Consider the following 18341-nt stretch of genomic DNA (forward strand, 5'->3'; position numbering starts at 1 on the left):
GAATGAAACATTGGAACAACAAATAAGGAGGCTAGAGTTTTGCCGTGATTGTATCGTACTTGATTACGATGCCGGAAAAAGATATAAGCAGATACAAGGAGGCTGAAACATCACTCCACAGCCTTATCAGTAAATTCACAACAACAGAAAAGAAGCGTTATGGAAACGATTAATCTGACAAAAAAAGAAAAAGAATGGATCAAGGAACTGAAGGTATTAATTCGAAAAAAGCCGAAGTCATTGATTCTCTTTGCCAACGGGCATCTGAATATCCTGAAAGGGACCAAGGAAAATCCTTCATGTGAGATGGAAAACGGGACATGGATGGAAACAGAGTCGTGGATTCTATCATGTACGCCTGTGAGGGTGGAGGATTTTAATTTAAAACAATAATAGTAATGGAGTTTAATACGGTAGTCTTCGGGCTACTATAATCAAGAATGAATAAAACAAGGTAAATATATTGACAATAGAAATTCCAGAATCAAACAGAAGAAAATCCGAGGAGGATGCACTTGCTGCTTTCATCCTCTCGGAACTTAAGGAGAAAGGCGAATGTGTCTACTTCCACTATGGAGTAGGCTGGGGAAACAACTGGCCTCATAGTTGGGCAAAAAATACCGGAAGTGATGCCAGGAACAGACATCCAATTTCGGAGCTGGCACACGATAACGTCATAAGAGCGTCTATAACCAAAGGCTATTCTATCGAGTATAGAAACGAGATAGCCGCCGGAAGATACGTGATTATTAGAGGATAGAAAGGAGGTATTATGGCATGGCTGGCAACAGACAAAAACGGGAAAGAGACAATATCACCCGGCAGACCTGAATTTGATGGTTTTGAGTGGTGTTATACCGAAGAAAACTCTATAGAAAGCGAATATGGGAATATAGAATATTCCATGGACCTGCCTGATGGAACAATTGAAAAGATATTGGGCAGAAAGTTGACATATGAGGAAAGTCCTGTAGAAATCAAATAGAAAAGAATTATGGAAAGATTTGAACTTGAAAACAGCAGGGAGTTCAAGGCGGCACAGAAACTGGAAGACGCCTTGAACAATATGTCATGGAACAGCGAAAAGTTTGCGGAGTCAGTGATGTATTATCACAGGACACTCCAACAAAAACACAGGAATACAAAAAGGAAAACTGGCATTATTCCGACTATGACGAGGAATATATGAACATGCAGAAGACATAACCATATATCAGGTATGGAACGATATCCTCTGTGAATATGAAAGAAAGACAATATCCGTAGAGTCAGCACAAAGACTGCAGGAAGCGGGAGAACTTCATAAATTGAATGACATGCTTTATAACGGAATAGATGAGGAAACAGGACTGCCTTATGCATACGAGATGAATGAAATAAATGTTTGACCCACAAAAAATAAGAATTATGGAATTGCTTAAGAAATTATACAAGGTTTATAGCCCGAGCGGAAAAGAACGGGCGATGATCAAGTTTATATGGAATTATACCAAGAGAATTACCAGTACCAAAGTTGAAACAGACGCAGCCGGGAACTTGTATATAACAAAGGGGGAAGCGGAATGTATGAAGACAGGAAGATTCTGTCCTAAGTGCGGACGTATGCCGAGTAAATCTAAAATAAAAGGTTACTCACTTCAATGTAAGAGCTGTAATGAAGACTTTTACAGAATAGAGGTATTAACCGGGAAACAAATAACTCAAAAACAAATAGCAATGGAAAAGATTATTGAAGACTTCCTTTCCCGTATACAAAATGAGACAGGAAAATACCACCTTACAACTATTGAATGTGGTAGATGTCAAATACGGAAGATTCTTTATCTGTCCGGAAAAGAAACTGATGAGAGGACAGGCTTTTGAAGAATTTTATGAAGGACGTAACGTGGACTGATATGGAGAACAAAAATTATGATCTGAAATTGGCAGGATATATATGGTCAATCCTAAAGACACAGCCCTTTATAGTAATGTCATGGGGAGTGGATATGAATACGATAAAACCGGTCGAAGAAGGACCGGAATTTCATGTACAGGGATTCATACATACAGGAATGGTGCGGATCATTCTCGATGAAGGAAAGGATCTCTTTGAAATACATCTTATCCCCGATTCTGAAGGAGAAGAAAAAGTGATAGAAGATGTTTATCTGGACATGTTTGTTTCCGTGATAGACAGGAATCTGGAGAAAACGGATGACTATGAGAAGAGGATTTCCGATACATACGATATTATAAGGTATTAGGGAATTTCAGAGAAATTCAGAATCTAAAAAGACGGCTTTCTGTGAGAGAATAAAATTTATAGCAACTCGAAATCTCACGGAAAGTCTTTTTTATAAACCTTATTCTTCGAGTTTAAAGGTTATTGAACGTCCGTTTAGTAACCGGGAAGAGTGTTAATTGAATGTTAAATATGGGACAACAGAAGAATTATATAGCTTATCTACGGCAGTCAACGATGAAACAGGAAATATCAGGACTTGGCGTAGAGGCACAAAGAGAAATTATACAGAATTACCTGAAGGAGAGAAAACCGGTCGCTGAATATATCGAAACAGAAAGCGGTCGTAAATCTGACAGGCCCAAACTTACGGAAGTTTTGGAGGTATGTAGAAAAACAGGTTCCATCCTGATTGTCGCAAAACTGGGCAGACTAAGCCGAAACGTTGCTTTCACCAGTAAATTATTGGAATCCGATGTAGAAATAGTGTTTTGTGATTTTCCGGAGGCGAACAAACTCGTACTGCATATAATCAGCAGCATAGCGGAATATGAGGCGGGACTGATCAGCCAGAGAACAAAACAGTCTCTAAGGACAAAGAAAGCAAGAGGATGCAGGCTTGGCAAATCTGAAAACTTATTGAGCAGATTACCACAGGCAGTAGAGAACAGCAACAGAACCAACAGACAGAAGGCTCTCGATAATCCAAATAACAAGAGGGCTGTTGCGTTATTGAAAAGTCTAGTAAAAGAAGAGAAGTCATTGTCAGAGATGGCAAGAATCTTGAACAAGGAAGGATTTGTGACAGCCTGGGGATGTCAGTTCAAAGCATCGCAGGTCAATATTGCTTAAAATATAACCTAAAATAAAGGAGGAAACCGAATCATGGAAACCGAATACGTTATACTCCCGGAGTTTTCAACAGGAGAAATCATAAAGATTAAATTAAGTGAACGGCAGAAAAAGGAATCGGAACAATACGATGATTTTGAAGAGTATCTGGCAACACTGGAAAAAGAATATGAATTCAGACTGGATGACTGCCAATGGATGGTTACTGAAACTTATCTGGAACGCAAGTACGGATTCTGATATAAAATGACCAAAAAAACTAAGGGAAACTATGTGGAATGATTTCTCTTTTTTCTTCCATCATCTGGTTTATAATACAAAACTCAGATGTTACCGAAAAGACACCATAAACCGAACTTTATATTTTCTTTAATACATATCAAGATTAGACAATATTAAGAATTATATACCTTCATCTAATATTGCACACTGCTCTAAGAAAGGTAGGAAAACTAAGAAAATCACCTCCTGTAAACTCTAGAGATAATTTAAATATTGTATTTTTCTCGAATTATATAAAGTATAAACAATAATGTATGTTATGTATTTAGTATAAGCAAATAACACTTTTAACACATTAGCAAAAAGTCATTTAAAAATGCGTATTTCGTAACTACTAAGACACTACGAATATACACAAAAAAACATATATAAGAAAATGATAACACAAAGACAATGAATGTCATTTTTTGCACATTTTTATCATAGTTAAAAAAATAACATTTTTACCATTTTGTTCTGTTTTATAGTATTTTTGCAAACCAATTAGTATATATTTTAATAAAATGAATTTTTTTCTTTCTATCTTATTTATCTGTAAATCAAGTGTAAAATTTAAAAACATCAAATCAAGAGATTCATTTCAAATTTTCATTGATTGTCTTCTAGTAACAGCAAAGAAACCTGTATTTATTTAATTTATAATTTCAAGATGAAAAGATTATTTTTCGGAGTAGTCTTTTTAGCAATCTTAAGTGTTCAATTAATAATGGCGCAATCATTTGTTGTCAAAGGCAAAGTTGTCTCCAAGACAGATGGTATGCCATTGATTGGTGCTTCGGTATTGCAAAAAGGGACTACCAATGGGGTAGTTACTGATATTGACGGTAATTACCAGCTGCAAATTCAAGGCAAGGACGCAATGTTGAGATTTTCATACATTGGAATGCAGCCTCAAGAGTTTAAAGTCAATGCTCAAACAAATGTTTTAGATGTGACTTTAGTTGATAATACCGAAATGGTAGATGAGGTTGTAGTTGTTGCTTACGGTGTACGTAAAAAAGGTACAATAGCTGGTTCGGTATCAACTGTAAAATCAGAAAAATTAGAAAATGTACCGGCTGCCGGTTTCGACCAGGCACTGCAAGGGCAAACCCCGGGACTTATGGTTATATCCGGTTCGGGTGAACCCAGTGCAGCCTCCACGTTCCAGATTCGTGGAACAAACTCCATCAACTCAGGCACTTCCCCTCTGTTTATATTGGATGGAGTACCTATTTCCAGTTCAGATTTCAATACAATCAGTCCGAGTGACATCGAATCCATTTCTGTACTGAAAGACGCTTCTTCTACTTCTATTTACGGAGCTCGTGCCGCCAATGGTGTTGTAGTCATCACCACCAAGCGAGGACGTTCAATGGATGGAGCCAAAGTAACTTTCCGTGCACAATACGGTTTTTCACAACTGACCCGTTCCAAATGGAATATGATGAATACAGAAGAACGCATTCAATATGAAAAAGAAATCGGAATAGATGCCGGAAAAGATTATGATGTATTAAGAAGAACCAATGTCAACTGGCTTGACCAGGTATTCAATGACAGCGCCCCTTTGCAAAATTATGAATTGTCGGTAAATGGTGCTACAGAAAAAACAAACTATTTCGTATCCGGAAGTTTCTTTGATCAGGACGGTATCACCACAGGCTCAACTTTTCGCCGGTATAACATGCGTGCCAATGTAGAAAACAAAGCTACCAAATGGTTGAAATTAGGCACAAACTCTATGTTTTCCTACGATGAGACAGAACAGGCCGAGTCCGGAAACGGTTACGCACTGAATGCTCCGATTCCGGCTGCACGCTTTATGCTGCCTTACTGGAATCCTTATCGTGAAGACGGTTCGCTTGCTTCCATCAACGACGGAAGCTGGACAGGAACAGGAGAAAACCCGTTGGAATGGATGGCCAATAACCCTGTAAAATATAAGAAATATAAAGTAATATCTACGCTTTTTGCTGAGGCGACACTATTAGAAGGGCTGACAATCCGCTCTCAATTTGGTATCGATTTTTCTCACCAGTCAGCGTTTATGCAATCATTCCCAAGCTATAAACCGAACAACCTGCAAGGTAGCTCCGGCAGAAGTTCTACGGATATATTGAACCTGACCATTACCAATACGGCTAATTACCGCTTTATGTTGAAAGACATCCATTCTTTCAATTTTATGATTGGACAGGAAGGCGTTGACTTCCGTCAGGAAGGTTTTATGGTAAGTACCAGAGGGCAGAATAACGATTTCCTGACCAACGTCACTTCCGGTACACGTGCTACCAGTTGGAGTGATGTAGCTGCCGCTTATGCATATGTATCTTTCTTCGGTAGAGGTGAGTATAACTATGACGACCGTTATTATGCAGACTTTTCTGTCCGTACGGACGGTTCTTCCCGTTTCGGTGTAGACGGTCGCTGGGCTACCTTTTGGTCGGTAGGTTTAATGTGGAACTTGCGTAAAGAGAAATTCATACAGAAATACGACTGGCTGACCAACGCACAGGTAACATTCAGTACAGGTACTTCCGGTAACTCTACCATTCCCAATTATGACCACCTGGCTTTGGTATCCGGCGGACTTGATTATATGGGAGAAGCAGGTATTGCCCCTTCTCAAAGAGGTAATGAAAAATTAGGTTGGGAACAGTTGTGGACCACCAATATCGGTTTGCACCTGGGATTATTTTCCCGTATCAACTTTGACTTCGAGTTCTATAACAAACGTACTTCCAATATGTTGATGGAAGTTCCTGTGTCCTACTCTGATGGAGGTTACTCCTCTCGTTGGGACAACGTCGGCGTGATGGTCAACCGCGGTGTCGAAATGTCATTAAATACCGACATCATCCGGACAAAGGACTTCACATGGAATATCAATGCCAATGTTTCTTACAACAAAAATGAGCTGAAAGAGCTGTATAACGGTGCAGATGAATACATTGTAGGTACCACCGCAAGCAAACTGACCGTAGGGCATTCTGTCAGTGAGTTTTACATGAACCGCTATGCTGGTGTCAATCCGGCTAATGGTGATGCGTTGTGGTACACCAAAGACGGTGAAGTGACTACTGAACTCAGAGAAGCAGACAAAGTGATGACCGGTAAAAGCTATATCGCTCCGTGGCAGGGTGGTTTCGGCACTACACTGACTTGGAAAGGCTGGTCACTAAATACACAGTTCAGTTGGATGGCCGATCGTTGGCTTTACAACAACGACCGCTATATGGAAGAAAGCAACGGACAATTCTCTATGTACAACCAATCGAAAAGACTGCTTTACGACCGTTGGAAAAAGCCTGGAGACATAACGGATATTCCTCGTCACGGCGTTTATGCACAGCATGATACCCGTTTCTTGGAAGACGCATCATTCCTTCGTCTGAAAAACCTGATGTTGTCCTATACCCTGCCGCAGAATTGGCTGAAGAAGACCAAATTCATCAGCTCTGCGCGTCTTTACGGACAAGCTCAGAATCTGTTGACATTCACCAAGTTTACAGGATTGGATCCGGAAACGAACTCAAACATGTATCAGGCTGCCTATCCGATGTCACGTCAGTTCAGTTTCGGATTAGACATTACATTCTAAAAACATAGTAATCATGATAAAAAAGATAAAGATATATATCACCTTGGCTGCTGTCGCTTTCTCTTCGGTGTCTTGTCTAGACAAATATCCTGAAGATGCGATTCCGGAAGGAGATGCAATCAGAACTGTAGAAGAAGCCAATCAGGCTGTGATTGGAATTTATGCCTACATGAAGAATCCTAATCTTTATAGCGGCTTACTGACATTATTACCCGACTTACAAGCCGATCTGGCTTATGCCGTAGAAGGATACACCAATACATACGGCAACATTTGGCGCTGGGATATCCTGCCTACCAATACAGAAGTGGAAGCCGTTTACGGAACACTAAATGCTCTGATCGGTAAATGCAATTTCCTGCTGGAAAGAATTGCCGTATTGGAGCAGGAGGTTGACGATGAAGATTATGAGAAATTACAACAGTTCAAGGGAGAGGCTCTCTTTGCCCGTGCCCTCTCATATTCGGATCTTATCAAGATGTATTGCAAAGCATACGATCCTGCCACTGCCGCTGATGAACTGGGAGTAGTATTGGTATCAAGCTATTCAAACGCTGGCACATTGAAACGTGCTTCCTTGAAGGACTCTTATCAATTCGTACTAGACGATCTAGCTCAATCTGCGACTTGCCTCAAACCGGATGAAAACGAGAATGACGAATCTTATTATGATACTCTCTACTTCACTATATATGCAGTAAACGCTCTTTACGCACGTGTCTATCTGAATATGCAAGAATGGGACAAGGCAATTGAGTATGCTTCGAAAGTAATCGACAGCCGTAAATTCAAGTTGTCCAGTACAACCGAAATGATTGATTCCGAAACTTCCTATTATCAGTATATGTGGCAGTACGACCATTCCACGGAAACCATCTGGAAAGTAGGATTCACCACCACATCATATGGTGGAAGTTTAGGACAGATATTCTTCAATTATGATTTCAATTCGTTCAAACCGGATTATGTTCCGGCAGAATGGGTGTTGAATCTGTATGCAGATACTGATTTGCGTGCTACTACTTTCTTCCAATTTTATAGAACCGGATACGAACACGGTCTACAATGGCCTTTGCTGGCTAAATATTTCGGAAACCAGGAATTCTATGAACAGAACATCCTGCATGTTACCATGCCGAAAGTATTCCGTCTCTCTGAACAGTATCTGATTCGCGCAGAAGCTTATTGCCAGAAGTCGAATCCTGAATATGGGAAAGGAGCAAATGATCTTACCACATTACGTCAGGCACGTTATTCAAACTACGGTTCCGCTTCTTTAACGGAAGAAAACTGGTTTAAGGAAATATCAGAAGAACGTGTGAGGGAACTTTATATGGAAGGCTTCCGTTTGAATGACCTGAAACGTTGGGGGCAACAAGGACTTGTTGACGGATTCACCCGTAAGCCACAAGCGAATACGATTGCAGTAGGAAGCAGTCTGAAGGTAGATGCTTCCAATCCTTTGTTTGTATGGCCTATTCCACAACACGAACTGGATTTACCGGGGTCGCAAGTTGAACCGAATGAGAGCAATAAATAAGTAACTAAACAGAATATATGACAATGAAACACTATCTAGCAGGATTATGCACGACTGTCATCATAGGATGCAGCCTGGCAGGATGTGACGAAGATCATGTCACATACGACGGTCCGAATTATGTCATGTTCTCCGATACATTATCGACTATTGCCATTCAGAATAATGACTACCATGATGTATATATATCAGCTACCCAAGCATGTGGTTACGACCGCACCTACGGAGTAGAAGTAATAGACAAGGAGAGCAACGCCATCGAAGGGAAACATTATTCAATCGAGTCCAACTCAGTGACGATTAAAGCCGGTGAGTACTCTACAGCGGTGCGTATCCGTGGTAATTTCGACAAAATTGCAGACACGGATTCTATCGGTGTCACGCTGCGCCTGGTCAATAAAGAACAGATATGGAGCGTATATGGTGATAAGGCACGCGTTGTCTTGCGCAAAGTATGTCCATTCAATCTGAATACCTTCACTCGCTACTGTCGTGTTACTTCTACATATTTTGATAGCCACATGCCGGGTGTAACAGAACGTATCATTATGACCGAACCCGATCCGGAAGAAGAAAATGCAGTCATACTCAAAGATTTCTTCTATAAAGGATATGACATTAAAATACGCTTTAGTACCGAAGATCCGCTCCAACCGCTAATCGACTTGGAGCAAGGTCAGGTGATAGCCAGTACGAATGAAGTTTTCGGAGGACCAATTGGAGATGGTAATCTAAGAATACAGCAACCTGTCAATATGCTTTCTTATTATAATGTATGTCAGCATTATTGTATGTTATATTTTATGCTGTATGCACAAAAGGGAGACGAAGTACAGACAGAAAACACCTATCTGACTATTCTTGAATGGATCAGTGATGCTGAAGCCGGAGTTAAACCGGAAGAACCATCAGATGAGAATAACTAAATAAACGGAAATTCAAATGAGTATGAAAAATATAAAATGGCTCTTGGGAGCATTTTCAATGCTGCTGGCTATGACTACCTTTACTGCTTGTTCGGATGACGACGACAAACTGGAAGTTCCGGTATTCCCGGAATCGGTAGTACTTAATTGCCAGCCGGGAGAGAATGAGTCGGCCGAGTTGGTATTTACCGCCAACCAGCCTTGGACACTCGCTTCTTCCAAATTATGGTGCAAATTCTCTGTAGACGGTGAATTGCAGAATTCATTGGCCGGTAAGGCGGGTGAACAGAAGGTGCAAATAATAGCTACAGACGATGTGTGGGATTTTGAAAATTCTTTGGCTGAAATCACATTATCAATGGGAGGGCAGACGCAAGCGATTGCTGTAGTGAACCGTTCTGCCAATACACGCGATTTAAAGATGTATCAGGACATCGAACATCCTTTCGGAGAGGGAAATCCGGCTACATTGAAATATTCAGTTATAGGAATCAGTTTGGAGAATATCAGCGTAGTTGCGAATTTTGATTGGGAAATACAAAGATATCCGGAATGGATCTCCATTGATGGCAAATACAGAGTAGGAAAAGCCGGAAAGATATCTGTTATTGCTCTTGATTTTGCTGAGAATGCAGATGTGAGATATCCGTTAGAAGCAGGAGATATAAATAACAAAATTGTATTCGTAAATAAGGACGGACAAGAATATTTTATCGAGATTCCGGTTGCGTATGAAGGAATGCCGGAAGATGCTGTGCAGTTCCCGACAGATCCTTTCAAAGGATGGACGTTCTCACAGGATGGTACACAATATTGGATTTCATCTGGTACACCAGGAGAAGACGAACCGGAAATCATAGAGAAAGAGTTTATAGAATTACAAGTAATTACCCCTGGTACATATAAATTGCATAGTTTTGCTTATAGCATGGCAAATGGATACACATTATTGGGAAAAGACGATTGGATTATTGCAGACATTAAAAATACAAGCAATAATGACAATCGCAATGTTACGATTTCAGTAATTCTAAATAGTGATAAAAAAAGAGAAGGATATATACTTGCCATACCAGATGTTCTCAATGTAGAAGGAAAAGATTTATTAAACCATCCATACGATGATGAATATGGTGAGTTAAAGCCGGAGTATGAGCAATACATCTTGACAAGAATTAACCAAGAAGGAGAAAAAGAAGGATTTAACATCATGACTGGCGATGGTGTCCCTATAACAGAGGGCTTAGTTCAAGTACCAGAGTTGGGAAATGAATTCGGAACAGAAAATGCATGGAAATTAACCATGAAAAAACCAGACACTGCAATAACGCTGATTATTGAGGCGAAAGGTATATCCGTTGACAGCCATGAAAGCTCTCTTTGGGATGGAGTCACGTTGGATGCTACAGGCAATACATTCTATTTAGATATCTCTGAAAATGTTGAGATTGGAGATGAAGATATGTACATTGTAATAAGAGATAATATGTGGAGAGCATCTGGTGTACTATATATTGCATTCGAATAATTATATTAGAAAAAAAAGATATTTTCAAATTATGAAATTAAAATCATTCTTTTCAAAACTGAATATAGTCACAGTTATTGCCCTGCTCTGCACAGTGGCAATAACCGGATGCTCCGATGACAACGAAGAGATGCAGGTAGGCAACGGCTATGTACAGTTTAAACTCTATAAGAGTATTGAAGATGGGGAGGAGTCTGCCACTCGTGCAACTACTGATAAATTGGATTTCTTGAATGATGCCAAGAAAATGCAGGTTGTACTTTTGCATAACAACACAACTATTACTCAAAGTGTTCCTCTGAATGCTTATAACGATCAGTTGGCAGAATATGGCTTGCGTAGCGATAAACTAGAGTTGCTTCCGGGAGATTACAAACTGATCGGTTATTACCTGTTCAACAAAGTGGAAGAGAAAATATTCTCTGGAGAACCGGCAGAGCCTACCACTTTCACCATACAGACAGGTGGATTGATCGTACAGGACATTTATGTGAAAGCTGTCAACAGTGGTTTGGTAAAGTTCAAATTAGTGAAAGACTTTTATGAAGGCACTTCTGAAAATACACGTGCCGGAGGAAACGGAGGTGGAAAGACGTATCTTTTCTCTGAGATAGCTAAAGTGGATATCAAAGTAAGAAACCGTTATACTCAGCAGGACAGCACTTTCACCAACTTGAAAGTGAAATATAAAGAGGGATTTGATGGTACGGAAGCCGGAAGTCCGGGAATGGCAGTCGGCGTTATCGACACATTAGTTACTTTAGAGGCCGGTGAATATGAAGTCATCTCATACACTACTTACAATAAGACAAGTAAAATACCTTTGGAATCGACTGCATCACTGAAAGAAAACAGTTTTATTATCAAGGAGGGTGAAGAGACCCATGCAGAAGTTCCGGTGAAAACCAATCGTCTGGCTGCAGATATCCAGGATTATTATGCTTTGAAAGCGATTTGGGAAGCTTTAGGAGGAAAGAACTGGTCGTTCAATGGCGAGGGATATCCACGTGGTACCAACTGGGACTTTAACAAGGAAGAAGATATGTGGGGAAATCAGCCGGGAGTCGCAGTGAACAGCGAAGGTCGTGTAACAGCCTTGAATATCGGCGATTTCAATCCCAAAGGAGTTGTCCCCAAAGAGCTCGGCTTGCTTACCGAACTTACAGTCTTGACACTCGGTTCTCATAACGACAAGATCGGCTCTATCAGTCCGCAAATGAAATACGAAGCGGAAGCCGCTACTACTTATCTTGAGGAGACACGTAATGACTATTACAATAAGTTTTTGAAAAAAAGTCCGTACGCCAACTTCTCTGCAACATTGCAACCGGATTTCAAAGTTGAGGACTTGAAGAAAAACAAGACTAAAGAGACAAATATCATGCCGACAGATGTGCAGCCGGGTGACTATACAAATGGTATTACCGGATTTGAGGATGGAGATAACATCTTTAAGAATCTGACTAAACTGCGCCAGTTCTATATTGCCAACGGTGAGATTAGCTCATTACCTTCTTCTATGAAATACTTGGAAGAGTGCCGCGACGTAGAAATTTACAATTGCCAGAAAATGACAGAATTCCCTGAGGAATTAAATGAATTGAAGAATCTGGAGGCATTGAACTTGGCCATGAACCCTCAGTTTTCAAGTGAAGAGTTATTGGATGGATTGAAGAGTCTAGCAACATCAGATGCCGGAAAGAGTATACAAATCTTATACTTGGGTTATAACAACCTGACAGAAATTCCGAAAGAATTTGCTGAGATGAAAAAGTTGTCCAAGTTGGATTGCGTACACAACAAAATCAAAACCCTTTATCCGATGGGTGCTGATATCGATTTAACGCAACTGACCATGGACTATAATGAGATTGAAGAAATTCCGGATAATTTCAGCGGTATCAACAACATCGAAACATATTCATTCTCTCACAACAAGCTGAAAGTATTGCCCGATATGTTCGATGCCAGCTCCATTTATGTCATGAGTTCTGTCAATTTCTCATACAACGAAATAGCAAGCATTGAAAATGATGGCAACGGCTATAAAGGGATCAATGCCTCTACGATAGACTTATCATACAACAAGCTGACTAAGTTTCCGGGGGCCATCATTCAGGCGGGTTCTCCGGTAAGTTCGTTGACTCTGGCAGGAAATCAGATTTCCGAATTTCCTAAAGGAGCTTCAAAAGGTCCGAGAGCCAATATGCTGAATACACTCGATTTGACTTTCAACTGCCTGACTGAACTACCGGAAGATTTCTCTACCAACTTCTACTATATAGTACAGATGGATTTAAGTTACAACCGATTCAACAAGTTCCCGTTCGAGGCACTGTATATTCAGACATTGCGTTCTATCGCAGTCCGTCATCAACGTGACGCGGACGGTTATCGTTGCATGAAAGAATGGCCTACCAATGTAGCTACCTGCCCGGTACTGCAACGTCTCTTCTTAGGTGGTAATGATATCGGTGAAGTGCCCGAAACTGAGGAAATCTCTTACCGCATTTACATACTCGATATCAGCGACAATCCGGAAATCGTAATTAACGTATCAGCCGTTTGTCCTTATATCACTGCCGGAATGTATACATTGATTTACGACTCTTGGCAGAATATCCGCGGATGTCCTGCATTAAAGTTGGAGAATAAATAAGTTGTATTGCAGTAAAATAGAATTTTATGAAGAAATATATAGTAAAACTGACTTTAGGCTTGATGTTGTCTGCTGCTTTCATTACGGCTTGCACAGACGATGATGACGATGATCAAGCAATTGCTTTCGGGCTGAGCACGGAGGAACTGGTTTTTCCGGAAAATGGCGGAACAGAGAGTGTGACAATTACTACTGCCAATACCTGGAATATAAATGCAAACGCATCCTGGTTGAAGATTACACCGGCAAATGGTATGGGAAGCGGAGAGTTCACCGTTTCAGCAGATGCATCGGTATTGGCAGAACCGAGAACAGCATCCATCCGTATAGAAGCTGCCGGAGAGATGCCTAAGACCATCAAACTGACCCAGATGGGATATCAACTGGGAGTGTATCCTTCCACCACTGATACGCTGATTGAAAATTCGGCACTAAAAGACAAGCGTTTCTTTGAACTGTCTGTTGTAACCAACGTGAGATTTAGCGTAGAAATAAAGGAAGCTATTTTGGATGAATCCGGAAACGACACCGGTGAAATGGGCGAAAAGGCCAAATGGCTCTCTACGACTTACAAAGAGAAAGATTTGAATCTTGACTATGGTCAGCGCCCGGTTGCCGCCAAACTACGTTTTGATTGGAATGTCAATGTAGAAGACCAGAAGCGTGCGGCTAAAATTGCTTTCAAATTTACAGACAATGACGGAAATCCTCAGGAAACGGTTGTGACGGTAATGCAAAAAGCAGCTCCTACCATTACGGACAACCGTGCAGGAGACTCATTGGCACTGCTGATTATCAGCGAACGTCTGAATGTGATGTCGCCTTGGGATGGTAGCCGCAATATGAGATATTGGAACGGTGTAAAACTTTGGGAAAATACCGATCAGGAGGTAAAAGATAATCCTCAAATGAAAGGTCGTGTGCGTTCCGTTCTCTTTAGCATGTTCCAAACAGAAGAATCGGTTCCTGCTGAAGTCATCCATCTGAAATATGTAGAAACATTGGAATTCTTCAGTAATGCGAATAATGGATTGAAGAGTATCAAATTAGGAAATGAAGTCTGTCAGTTGGAATATCTGAAAAATCTGAGGTTGGATGCTTATGGCTTGACGGAATTGCCTGATATCAACGAATTAAAGAAGCTGGGAGACAAATTGGAAGTTTTAAGTCTGTCCAGCAATAATTTCAACAAGATACCGGCTGTGCTCAATAAAGAGATACTTCCGAACTTAAAAGTGTTGAAAATGAATGCCAACAGAAGAAGAGACGTTGTTTCCGATCTGACTACGCTGGATAAAGATAAGGATGGCTTATATTTGGATTTGAACAGCTATGCAGATAAACGGCGCTTCATGGAAATACTGGCATGGGAATTGGATACTTTACAACTTTCCAATAACTATATCGAGGGTGAATTGCCAACTGATAAAGATCTGTCTGACTCCGGATTGTTTGATCTCTATACAGAGGAAGATATTAAAGCATCCCACAATACAGGAGATAAGAAAGATGAATTACCTGAAATTCTGGTAGGTACACCGAAGGTAATGTTCAAGACCAAGGGATTTACTGTCAACCTGAACTATTTGCATGGTGAAATTCCCAATTGGATTCTGCTTCATCCTCAAATGGCTGACTGGAACTCATTCACTTTCATCTTTACTCAAGAAGATGCAAAGAGTGATACAAAAGGCAACCTTCCGGGCTTTGTCAATATACCGAAGGATTTTGAAGAATATTACGAGTTGTATCCTAACAAACGCCCGACTTGGGAAAATTAAACAGTTGAAGAATTATGAAAAAGATATACTATAAAATAGCGATTTTGTTCACTGCTTTTTTCGTGTCCTGCACAGACACGGAAATGGTAACAACGAATGAACTGACTACTCCGGTAACTTCCATTCCGGCAGATGCATGCCGGGGAGAATTGTTAATCAAGTTCAAACCGGAAGTTGCTGATTTATTGGATCAGGCACAGACACGTTCAGAACGGGGTGTGATGACTCGTTCCAGTATTCCCACTGTAGATGAAGTGCTGGATGTTGCAGGCGCTTATCATTTTGAACGTATTTTCCCGGTAGATGTACGCCATGAAGAACGTACTCGTAAAAGAGGGCTTCACCTTTGGTATCTGGTACGTTTTGATAAGGATGCGGATTTGCAGAAAATAGCTCAAGACCTATCCAATGTTGGAGAAATTGCAGCTATCGAATACAACCGTACTATAAAACGGGCTTACAACACTCAAAAGCGTCCTTTTATGCTCGACGAGCAAACCAAACGTGCCATTGCCATGTGTACAAGTGAATCGGCAGAAAGGCCATTTAATGATCCGGGACTGGCTTTGCAATGGAGCTACATCAATAACGGAACAATAAAAGAAGCCAAAGAAGGGACTGTAACGGTCGGTGCAGACGTGAACTGTAAAGAAGCGTGGAAAAAATGCACCGGTGATCCATCTATTATTGTTGCCGTTTTGGACGAAGGAGTAATGTACACTCATAAAGACCTGGCTCAAAACATGTGGAAAAATCCGGGAGAAAATGATGTTACTTCTCCTGTAGATAATGATGGGAACGGATATGCAGGAGACGTACACGGCTATAATTTCGTATCCGGAAATGGATATATATCTTGGTCGGAAGCTACGGATACCGGACATGGTACACACGTTGCCGGAACAATTGCTGCTGTCAATAATAACGGAATAGGCGTATCCGGTATAGCAGGTGGTGACGGAACAGATAATTCGGGTGTGAAGATTATGTCCTGCCAATTATTTTCCGGAGATAAAGGGGTAACTCTTTTTGCCGAAGCCCAAGCTATCAAATATGCGGCAGATAACGGTGCTGTTATTTTGCAATGCAGTTGGGGATATAACTCCGGGCGTTCCAACGCCATGAATTATACTCCGGGACCTACAACAGATGAAGAATGGGCATCCACTACCCCATTGGAAAAGGAGGCATTGGATTATTTTGTTAACAATGCCGGTTCTCCGAACGGAGTGATTGAAGGCGGAATCGTAGTCTTCGCAGCAGGAAATGAATTTGCTCCGATGTCTTCTTATCCGGGAGCATACAAAGACTATATCTCAGTCGCCGCAACAGCTGCCGATGAAACTCCGGCTTGTTACTCCAATTACAGCACAGGAGTTGACATTTCGGCTCCCGGCGGTGACAGTTGGTATCATTGCACTGAATATGGTTCTATACTCTCTACCCTCCCGGGAAGAGGAACTGCTACACCCGATGAGAATGGATCTACCTCAACCGATTTCGGTGATAACTATGGATACTACGAAGGGACTTCGATGGCATGTCCTCATGTGTCAGGCGTAGCTGCTTTGGGGTTGTCTTATGCAGTGAAACTCGGCAAGCACTTCCGCGCCGAAGACTTCCGGAAATTATTATTGAAATCCACACAACCGATTACTTATTCCGATGAAAGCAAACTATATTACGAAAACTGGTCGGTTAACGGAACTAATCATCCTACCCGTCTTCAGTTAAGTGATTATGTCGGTCAAGTAGGCGGCATGATCGATGCAGCTCTATTGTTGAATAACATCGAAGGTTCTGGTGTAGACATGAAAGTGCCCAACATTTATCTGGGAACAGGCAAGACGACAACCATTAACTTGGCTACTTATTTTAAACCCGGAAATGCAGACTTCACTTGTCAGGTAGCTGACGAAACGGTTGCGACAGTGACTGAAATAGCTCCCGGCAAATATACAGTAAAAGGATTGAAATCTGGTTTGACTAAGGCTGTAGCTACCGCCAAGCTAAATGGAGGAAGTGCTACCACTCAAGAGTTCTATATCACTGTGCGTACCAATGCCGGTGGCAATGGCTGGTTATAAATTGACTCTATCGCAAAAGGACGGATATGAAAAAATATTCATTAATCACTTTTCTGCTGATATGGGTTGCTACGCATTGTGCCAATGCACAGGAAAAAATCTTGCAGTTTGTTACCGGACAAGAGATCAACGTCGGTACATTATCCGAGGATGATGAAGCATCCGCTTATCGTTTTGTTTTTCACAATTCAAGTAAACGGAGCATCAAACTCACCAAGGTGACTACAACCTGCGGATGTACAGCTGCCCAATTTACACAAAAAGAGTTGAATCCGGGTGAAAAAGGTGAGATTGTACTCACCTATCATCCGGACGGACATCCAGGAAAGTTATATACCCGTGCTTTTGTGTATACCGACCAGTCTTCTTCAACTCCGGTAGCAGAACTTGTGCTGACAGGCATAGTCACTCCTTCCAAAAAGCAATGGAGAAATTTTCCCTATAAAATGGGGGATTTGAGACTTAGAAGAAAAGTGGTCCATTTTACAGAAGCAGGTCCTGAAGGCATTGCCGCCGAACGTCTCACCTGTATAAATAGTGGGAACAATCCGCTGACGGTAACAGCCATGAAAATCCTGCTCCCTGATTATGTAACCGTAACAGTAGAGCCTGAAGTCATACCGGCCGGAATGGAAGCGAATATTTTCATCAAGGTAAACAAACACCTGATACCTCAAGGCCTAAAATATCCTCTAAAGTTTCCGGTCATTCTGGAAGGAATCAGCTCCACGCCCTCAGAACGCACAGTTACCGTGTCTATAGAGAATGGATTTTGAGAATAGAAATTAGTAAAGAAACAAGTAAAAAAGAAAAGTAATGAACGTATTTTTTAAAATGCTGTTATGTACCATGTTACTCGCCACATTTGTAGCCTGTAAT

Annotated in this window: 16 protein-coding genes; all 16 read left to right on the forward strand. The window is 41.0% G+C overall.

Annotated elements, in window-relative coordinates; genetic code table 11:
* Positions 1 to 159 precede the first annotated feature (159 nt).
* The 16 genes from BACFIN_RS03465 to BACFIN_RS03390 all read left to right on the forward strand — a co-directional run bounded on the left by BACFIN_RS03465 (position 160) and on the right by BACFIN_RS03390 (position 18238).
* Positions 160 to 393: a hypothetical protein gene (locus BACFIN_RS03465; RefSeq protein WP_007757003.1), complete on the forward strand. Its 234-nt coding sequence runs from the start codon at positions 160 to 162 to the stop codon at positions 391 to 393.
* Between the two features lie 70 nt (positions 394 to 463).
* The gene (locus BACFIN_RS03460) at positions 464 to 760 is read left to right on the forward strand and encodes a hypothetical protein (RefSeq protein ID WP_007757004.1); all 297 of its coding nucleotides are present in this window, start codon (positions 464 to 466) and stop codon (positions 758 to 760) included.
* A gap of 12 nt (positions 761 to 772) precedes the next feature.
* Complete coding sequence (locus tag BACFIN_RS03455) at positions 773 to 985, forward strand: hypothetical protein (protein ID WP_007757005.1); 213 nt, start codon at positions 773 to 775, stop codon at positions 983 to 985.
* Between the two features lie 86 nt (positions 986 to 1071).
* On the forward strand, positions 1072 to 1206 hold the full coding sequence (locus tag BACFIN_RS23630; RefSeq protein ID WP_262479241.1) for a hypothetical protein: 135 nt from the start codon (positions 1072 to 1074) through the stop codon (positions 1204 to 1206).
* A gap of 550 nt (positions 1207 to 1756) precedes the next feature.
* Entirely contained in the window at positions 1757 to 1894 is a 138-nt protein-coding gene (locus BACFIN_RS23055) for a hypothetical protein (protein ID WP_192909858.1), read from the forward strand.
* Between the two features lies 1 nt (position 1895).
* Positions 1896 to 2246, forward strand: a complete 351-nt coding sequence (locus BACFIN_RS03440) for a hypothetical protein (protein ID WP_032839891.1) — start codon at positions 1896 to 1898, stop codon at positions 2244 to 2246.
* 161 nt (positions 2247 to 2407) lie between these two features.
* The gene (locus tag BACFIN_RS03435; protein WP_007757010.1) at positions 2408 to 3076 is read left to right on the forward strand and encodes a recombinase family protein; all 669 of its coding nucleotides are present in this window, start codon (positions 2408 to 2410) and stop codon (positions 3074 to 3076) included.
* A 33-nt stretch (positions 3077 to 3109) separates the two neighbouring features.
* A complete protein-coding gene (locus BACFIN_RS03430) occupies positions 3110 to 3316 on the forward strand; it encodes a hypothetical protein (RefSeq protein WP_007757018.1) in 207 nt (68 codons plus the stop codon).
* Between the two features lie 691 nt (positions 3317 to 4007).
* Complete coding sequence (locus tag BACFIN_RS03425) at positions 4008 to 6941, forward strand: SusC/RagA family TonB-linked outer membrane protein (RefSeq protein WP_007757022.1); 2934 nt, start codon at positions 4008 to 4010, stop codon at positions 6939 to 6941.
* Between the two features lie 13 nt (positions 6942 to 6954).
* Positions 6955 to 8481, forward strand: coding sequence for a RagB/SusD family nutrient uptake outer membrane protein (locus BACFIN_RS03420; RefSeq protein WP_007757023.1), 1527 nt, complete (start codon positions 6955 to 6957; stop codon positions 8479 to 8481).
* A gap of 23 nt (positions 8482 to 8504) precedes the next feature.
* The gene (locus tag BACFIN_RS03415) at positions 8505 to 9407 is read left to right on the forward strand and encodes a DUF4984 domain-containing protein (protein ID WP_022275999.1); all 903 of its coding nucleotides are present in this window, start codon (positions 8505 to 8507) and stop codon (positions 9405 to 9407) included.
* A gap of 22 nt (positions 9408 to 9429) precedes the next feature.
* Entirely contained in the window at positions 9430 to 10935 is a 1506-nt protein-coding gene (locus BACFIN_RS03410; RefSeq protein ID WP_007757025.1) for a DUF5003 domain-containing protein, read from the forward strand.
* 31 nt (positions 10936 to 10966) lie between these two features.
* Complete coding sequence (locus tag BACFIN_RS03405; protein ID WP_007757026.1) at positions 10967 to 13594, forward strand: DUF4458 domain-containing protein; 2628 nt, start codon at positions 10967 to 10969, stop codon at positions 13592 to 13594.
* 26 nt (positions 13595 to 13620) lie between these two features.
* On the forward strand, positions 13621 to 15375 hold the full coding sequence (locus tag BACFIN_RS03400; protein ID WP_007757027.1) for a BACON domain-containing protein: 1755 nt from the start codon (positions 13621 to 13623) through the stop codon (positions 15373 to 15375).
* A 14-nt stretch (positions 15376 to 15389) separates the two neighbouring features.
* Entirely contained in the window at positions 15390 to 17462 is a 2073-nt protein-coding gene (locus BACFIN_RS03395) for a S8 family peptidase (protein WP_007757028.1), read from the forward strand.
* 26 nt (positions 17463 to 17488) lie between these two features.
* Entirely contained in the window at positions 17489 to 18238 is a 750-nt protein-coding gene (locus BACFIN_RS03390) for a DUF1573 domain-containing protein (protein WP_007757032.1), read from the forward strand.
* The last annotated feature ends 103 nt before the right edge of the window (positions 18239 to 18341 follow it).

The organism is Bacteroides finegoldii DSM 17565 (assembly GCF_000156195.1).
In the GTDB taxonomy this organism is placed as follows: Bacteria; Bacteroidota; Bacteroidia; order Bacteroidales; family Bacteroidaceae; genus Bacteroides; species Bacteroides finegoldii.

Coding starts and splice junctions, on each gene's coding strand:
- BACFIN_RS03465 (WP_007757003.1), top strand. CDS start 160: ATGGAAACGATTAATCTGACAAAAAAAGAAAAAGAATGGATCAAGGAA.
- BACFIN_RS03455 (WP_007757005.1), top strand. CDS start 773: ATGGCATGGCTGGCAACAGACAAAAACGGGAAAGAGACAATATCACCC.
- BACFIN_RS23630 (WP_262479241.1), top strand. CDS start 1,072: ATGGAACAGCGAAAAGTTTGCGGAGTCAGTGATGTATTATCACAGGAC.
- BACFIN_RS23055 (WP_192909858.1), top strand. CDS start 1,757: ATGAGACAGGAAAATACCACCTTACAACTATTGAATGTGGTAGATGTC.
- BACFIN_RS03440 (WP_032839891.1), top strand. CDS start 1,896: ATGGAGAACAAAAATTATGATCTGAAATTGGCAGGATATATATGGTCA.
- BACFIN_RS03435 (WP_007757010.1), top strand. CDS start 2,408: ATGTTAAATATGGGACAACAGAAGAATTATATAGCTTATCTACGGCAG.
- BACFIN_RS03430 (WP_007757018.1), top strand. CDS start 3,110: ATGGAAACCGAATACGTTATACTCCCGGAGTTTTCAACAGGAGAAATC.
- BACFIN_RS03425 (WP_007757022.1), top strand. CDS start 4,008: ATGAAAAGATTATTTTTCGGAGTAGTCTTTTTAGCAATCTTAAGTGTT.
- BACFIN_RS03420 (WP_007757023.1), top strand. CDS start 6,955: ATGATAAAAAAGATAAAGATATATATCACCTTGGCTGCTGTCGCTTTC.
- BACFIN_RS03415 (WP_022275999.1), top strand. CDS start 8,505: ATGAAACACTATCTAGCAGGATTATGCACGACTGTCATCATAGGATGC.
- BACFIN_RS03410 (WP_007757025.1), top strand. CDS start 9,430: ATGAAAAATATAAAATGGCTCTTGGGAGCATTTTCAATGCTGCTGGCT.
- BACFIN_RS03405 (WP_007757026.1), top strand. CDS start 10,967: ATGAAATTAAAATCATTCTTTTCAAAACTGAATATAGTCACAGTTATT.
- BACFIN_RS03400 (WP_007757027.1), top strand. CDS start 13,621: ATGAAGAAATATATAGTAAAACTGACTTTAGGCTTGATGTTGTCTGCT.
- BACFIN_RS03395 (WP_007757028.1), top strand. CDS start 15,390: ATGAAAAAGATATACTATAAAATAGCGATTTTGTTCACTGCTTTTTTC.
- BACFIN_RS03390 (WP_007757032.1), top strand. CDS start 17,489: ATGAAAAAATATTCATTAATCACTTTTCTGCTGATATGGGTTGCTACG.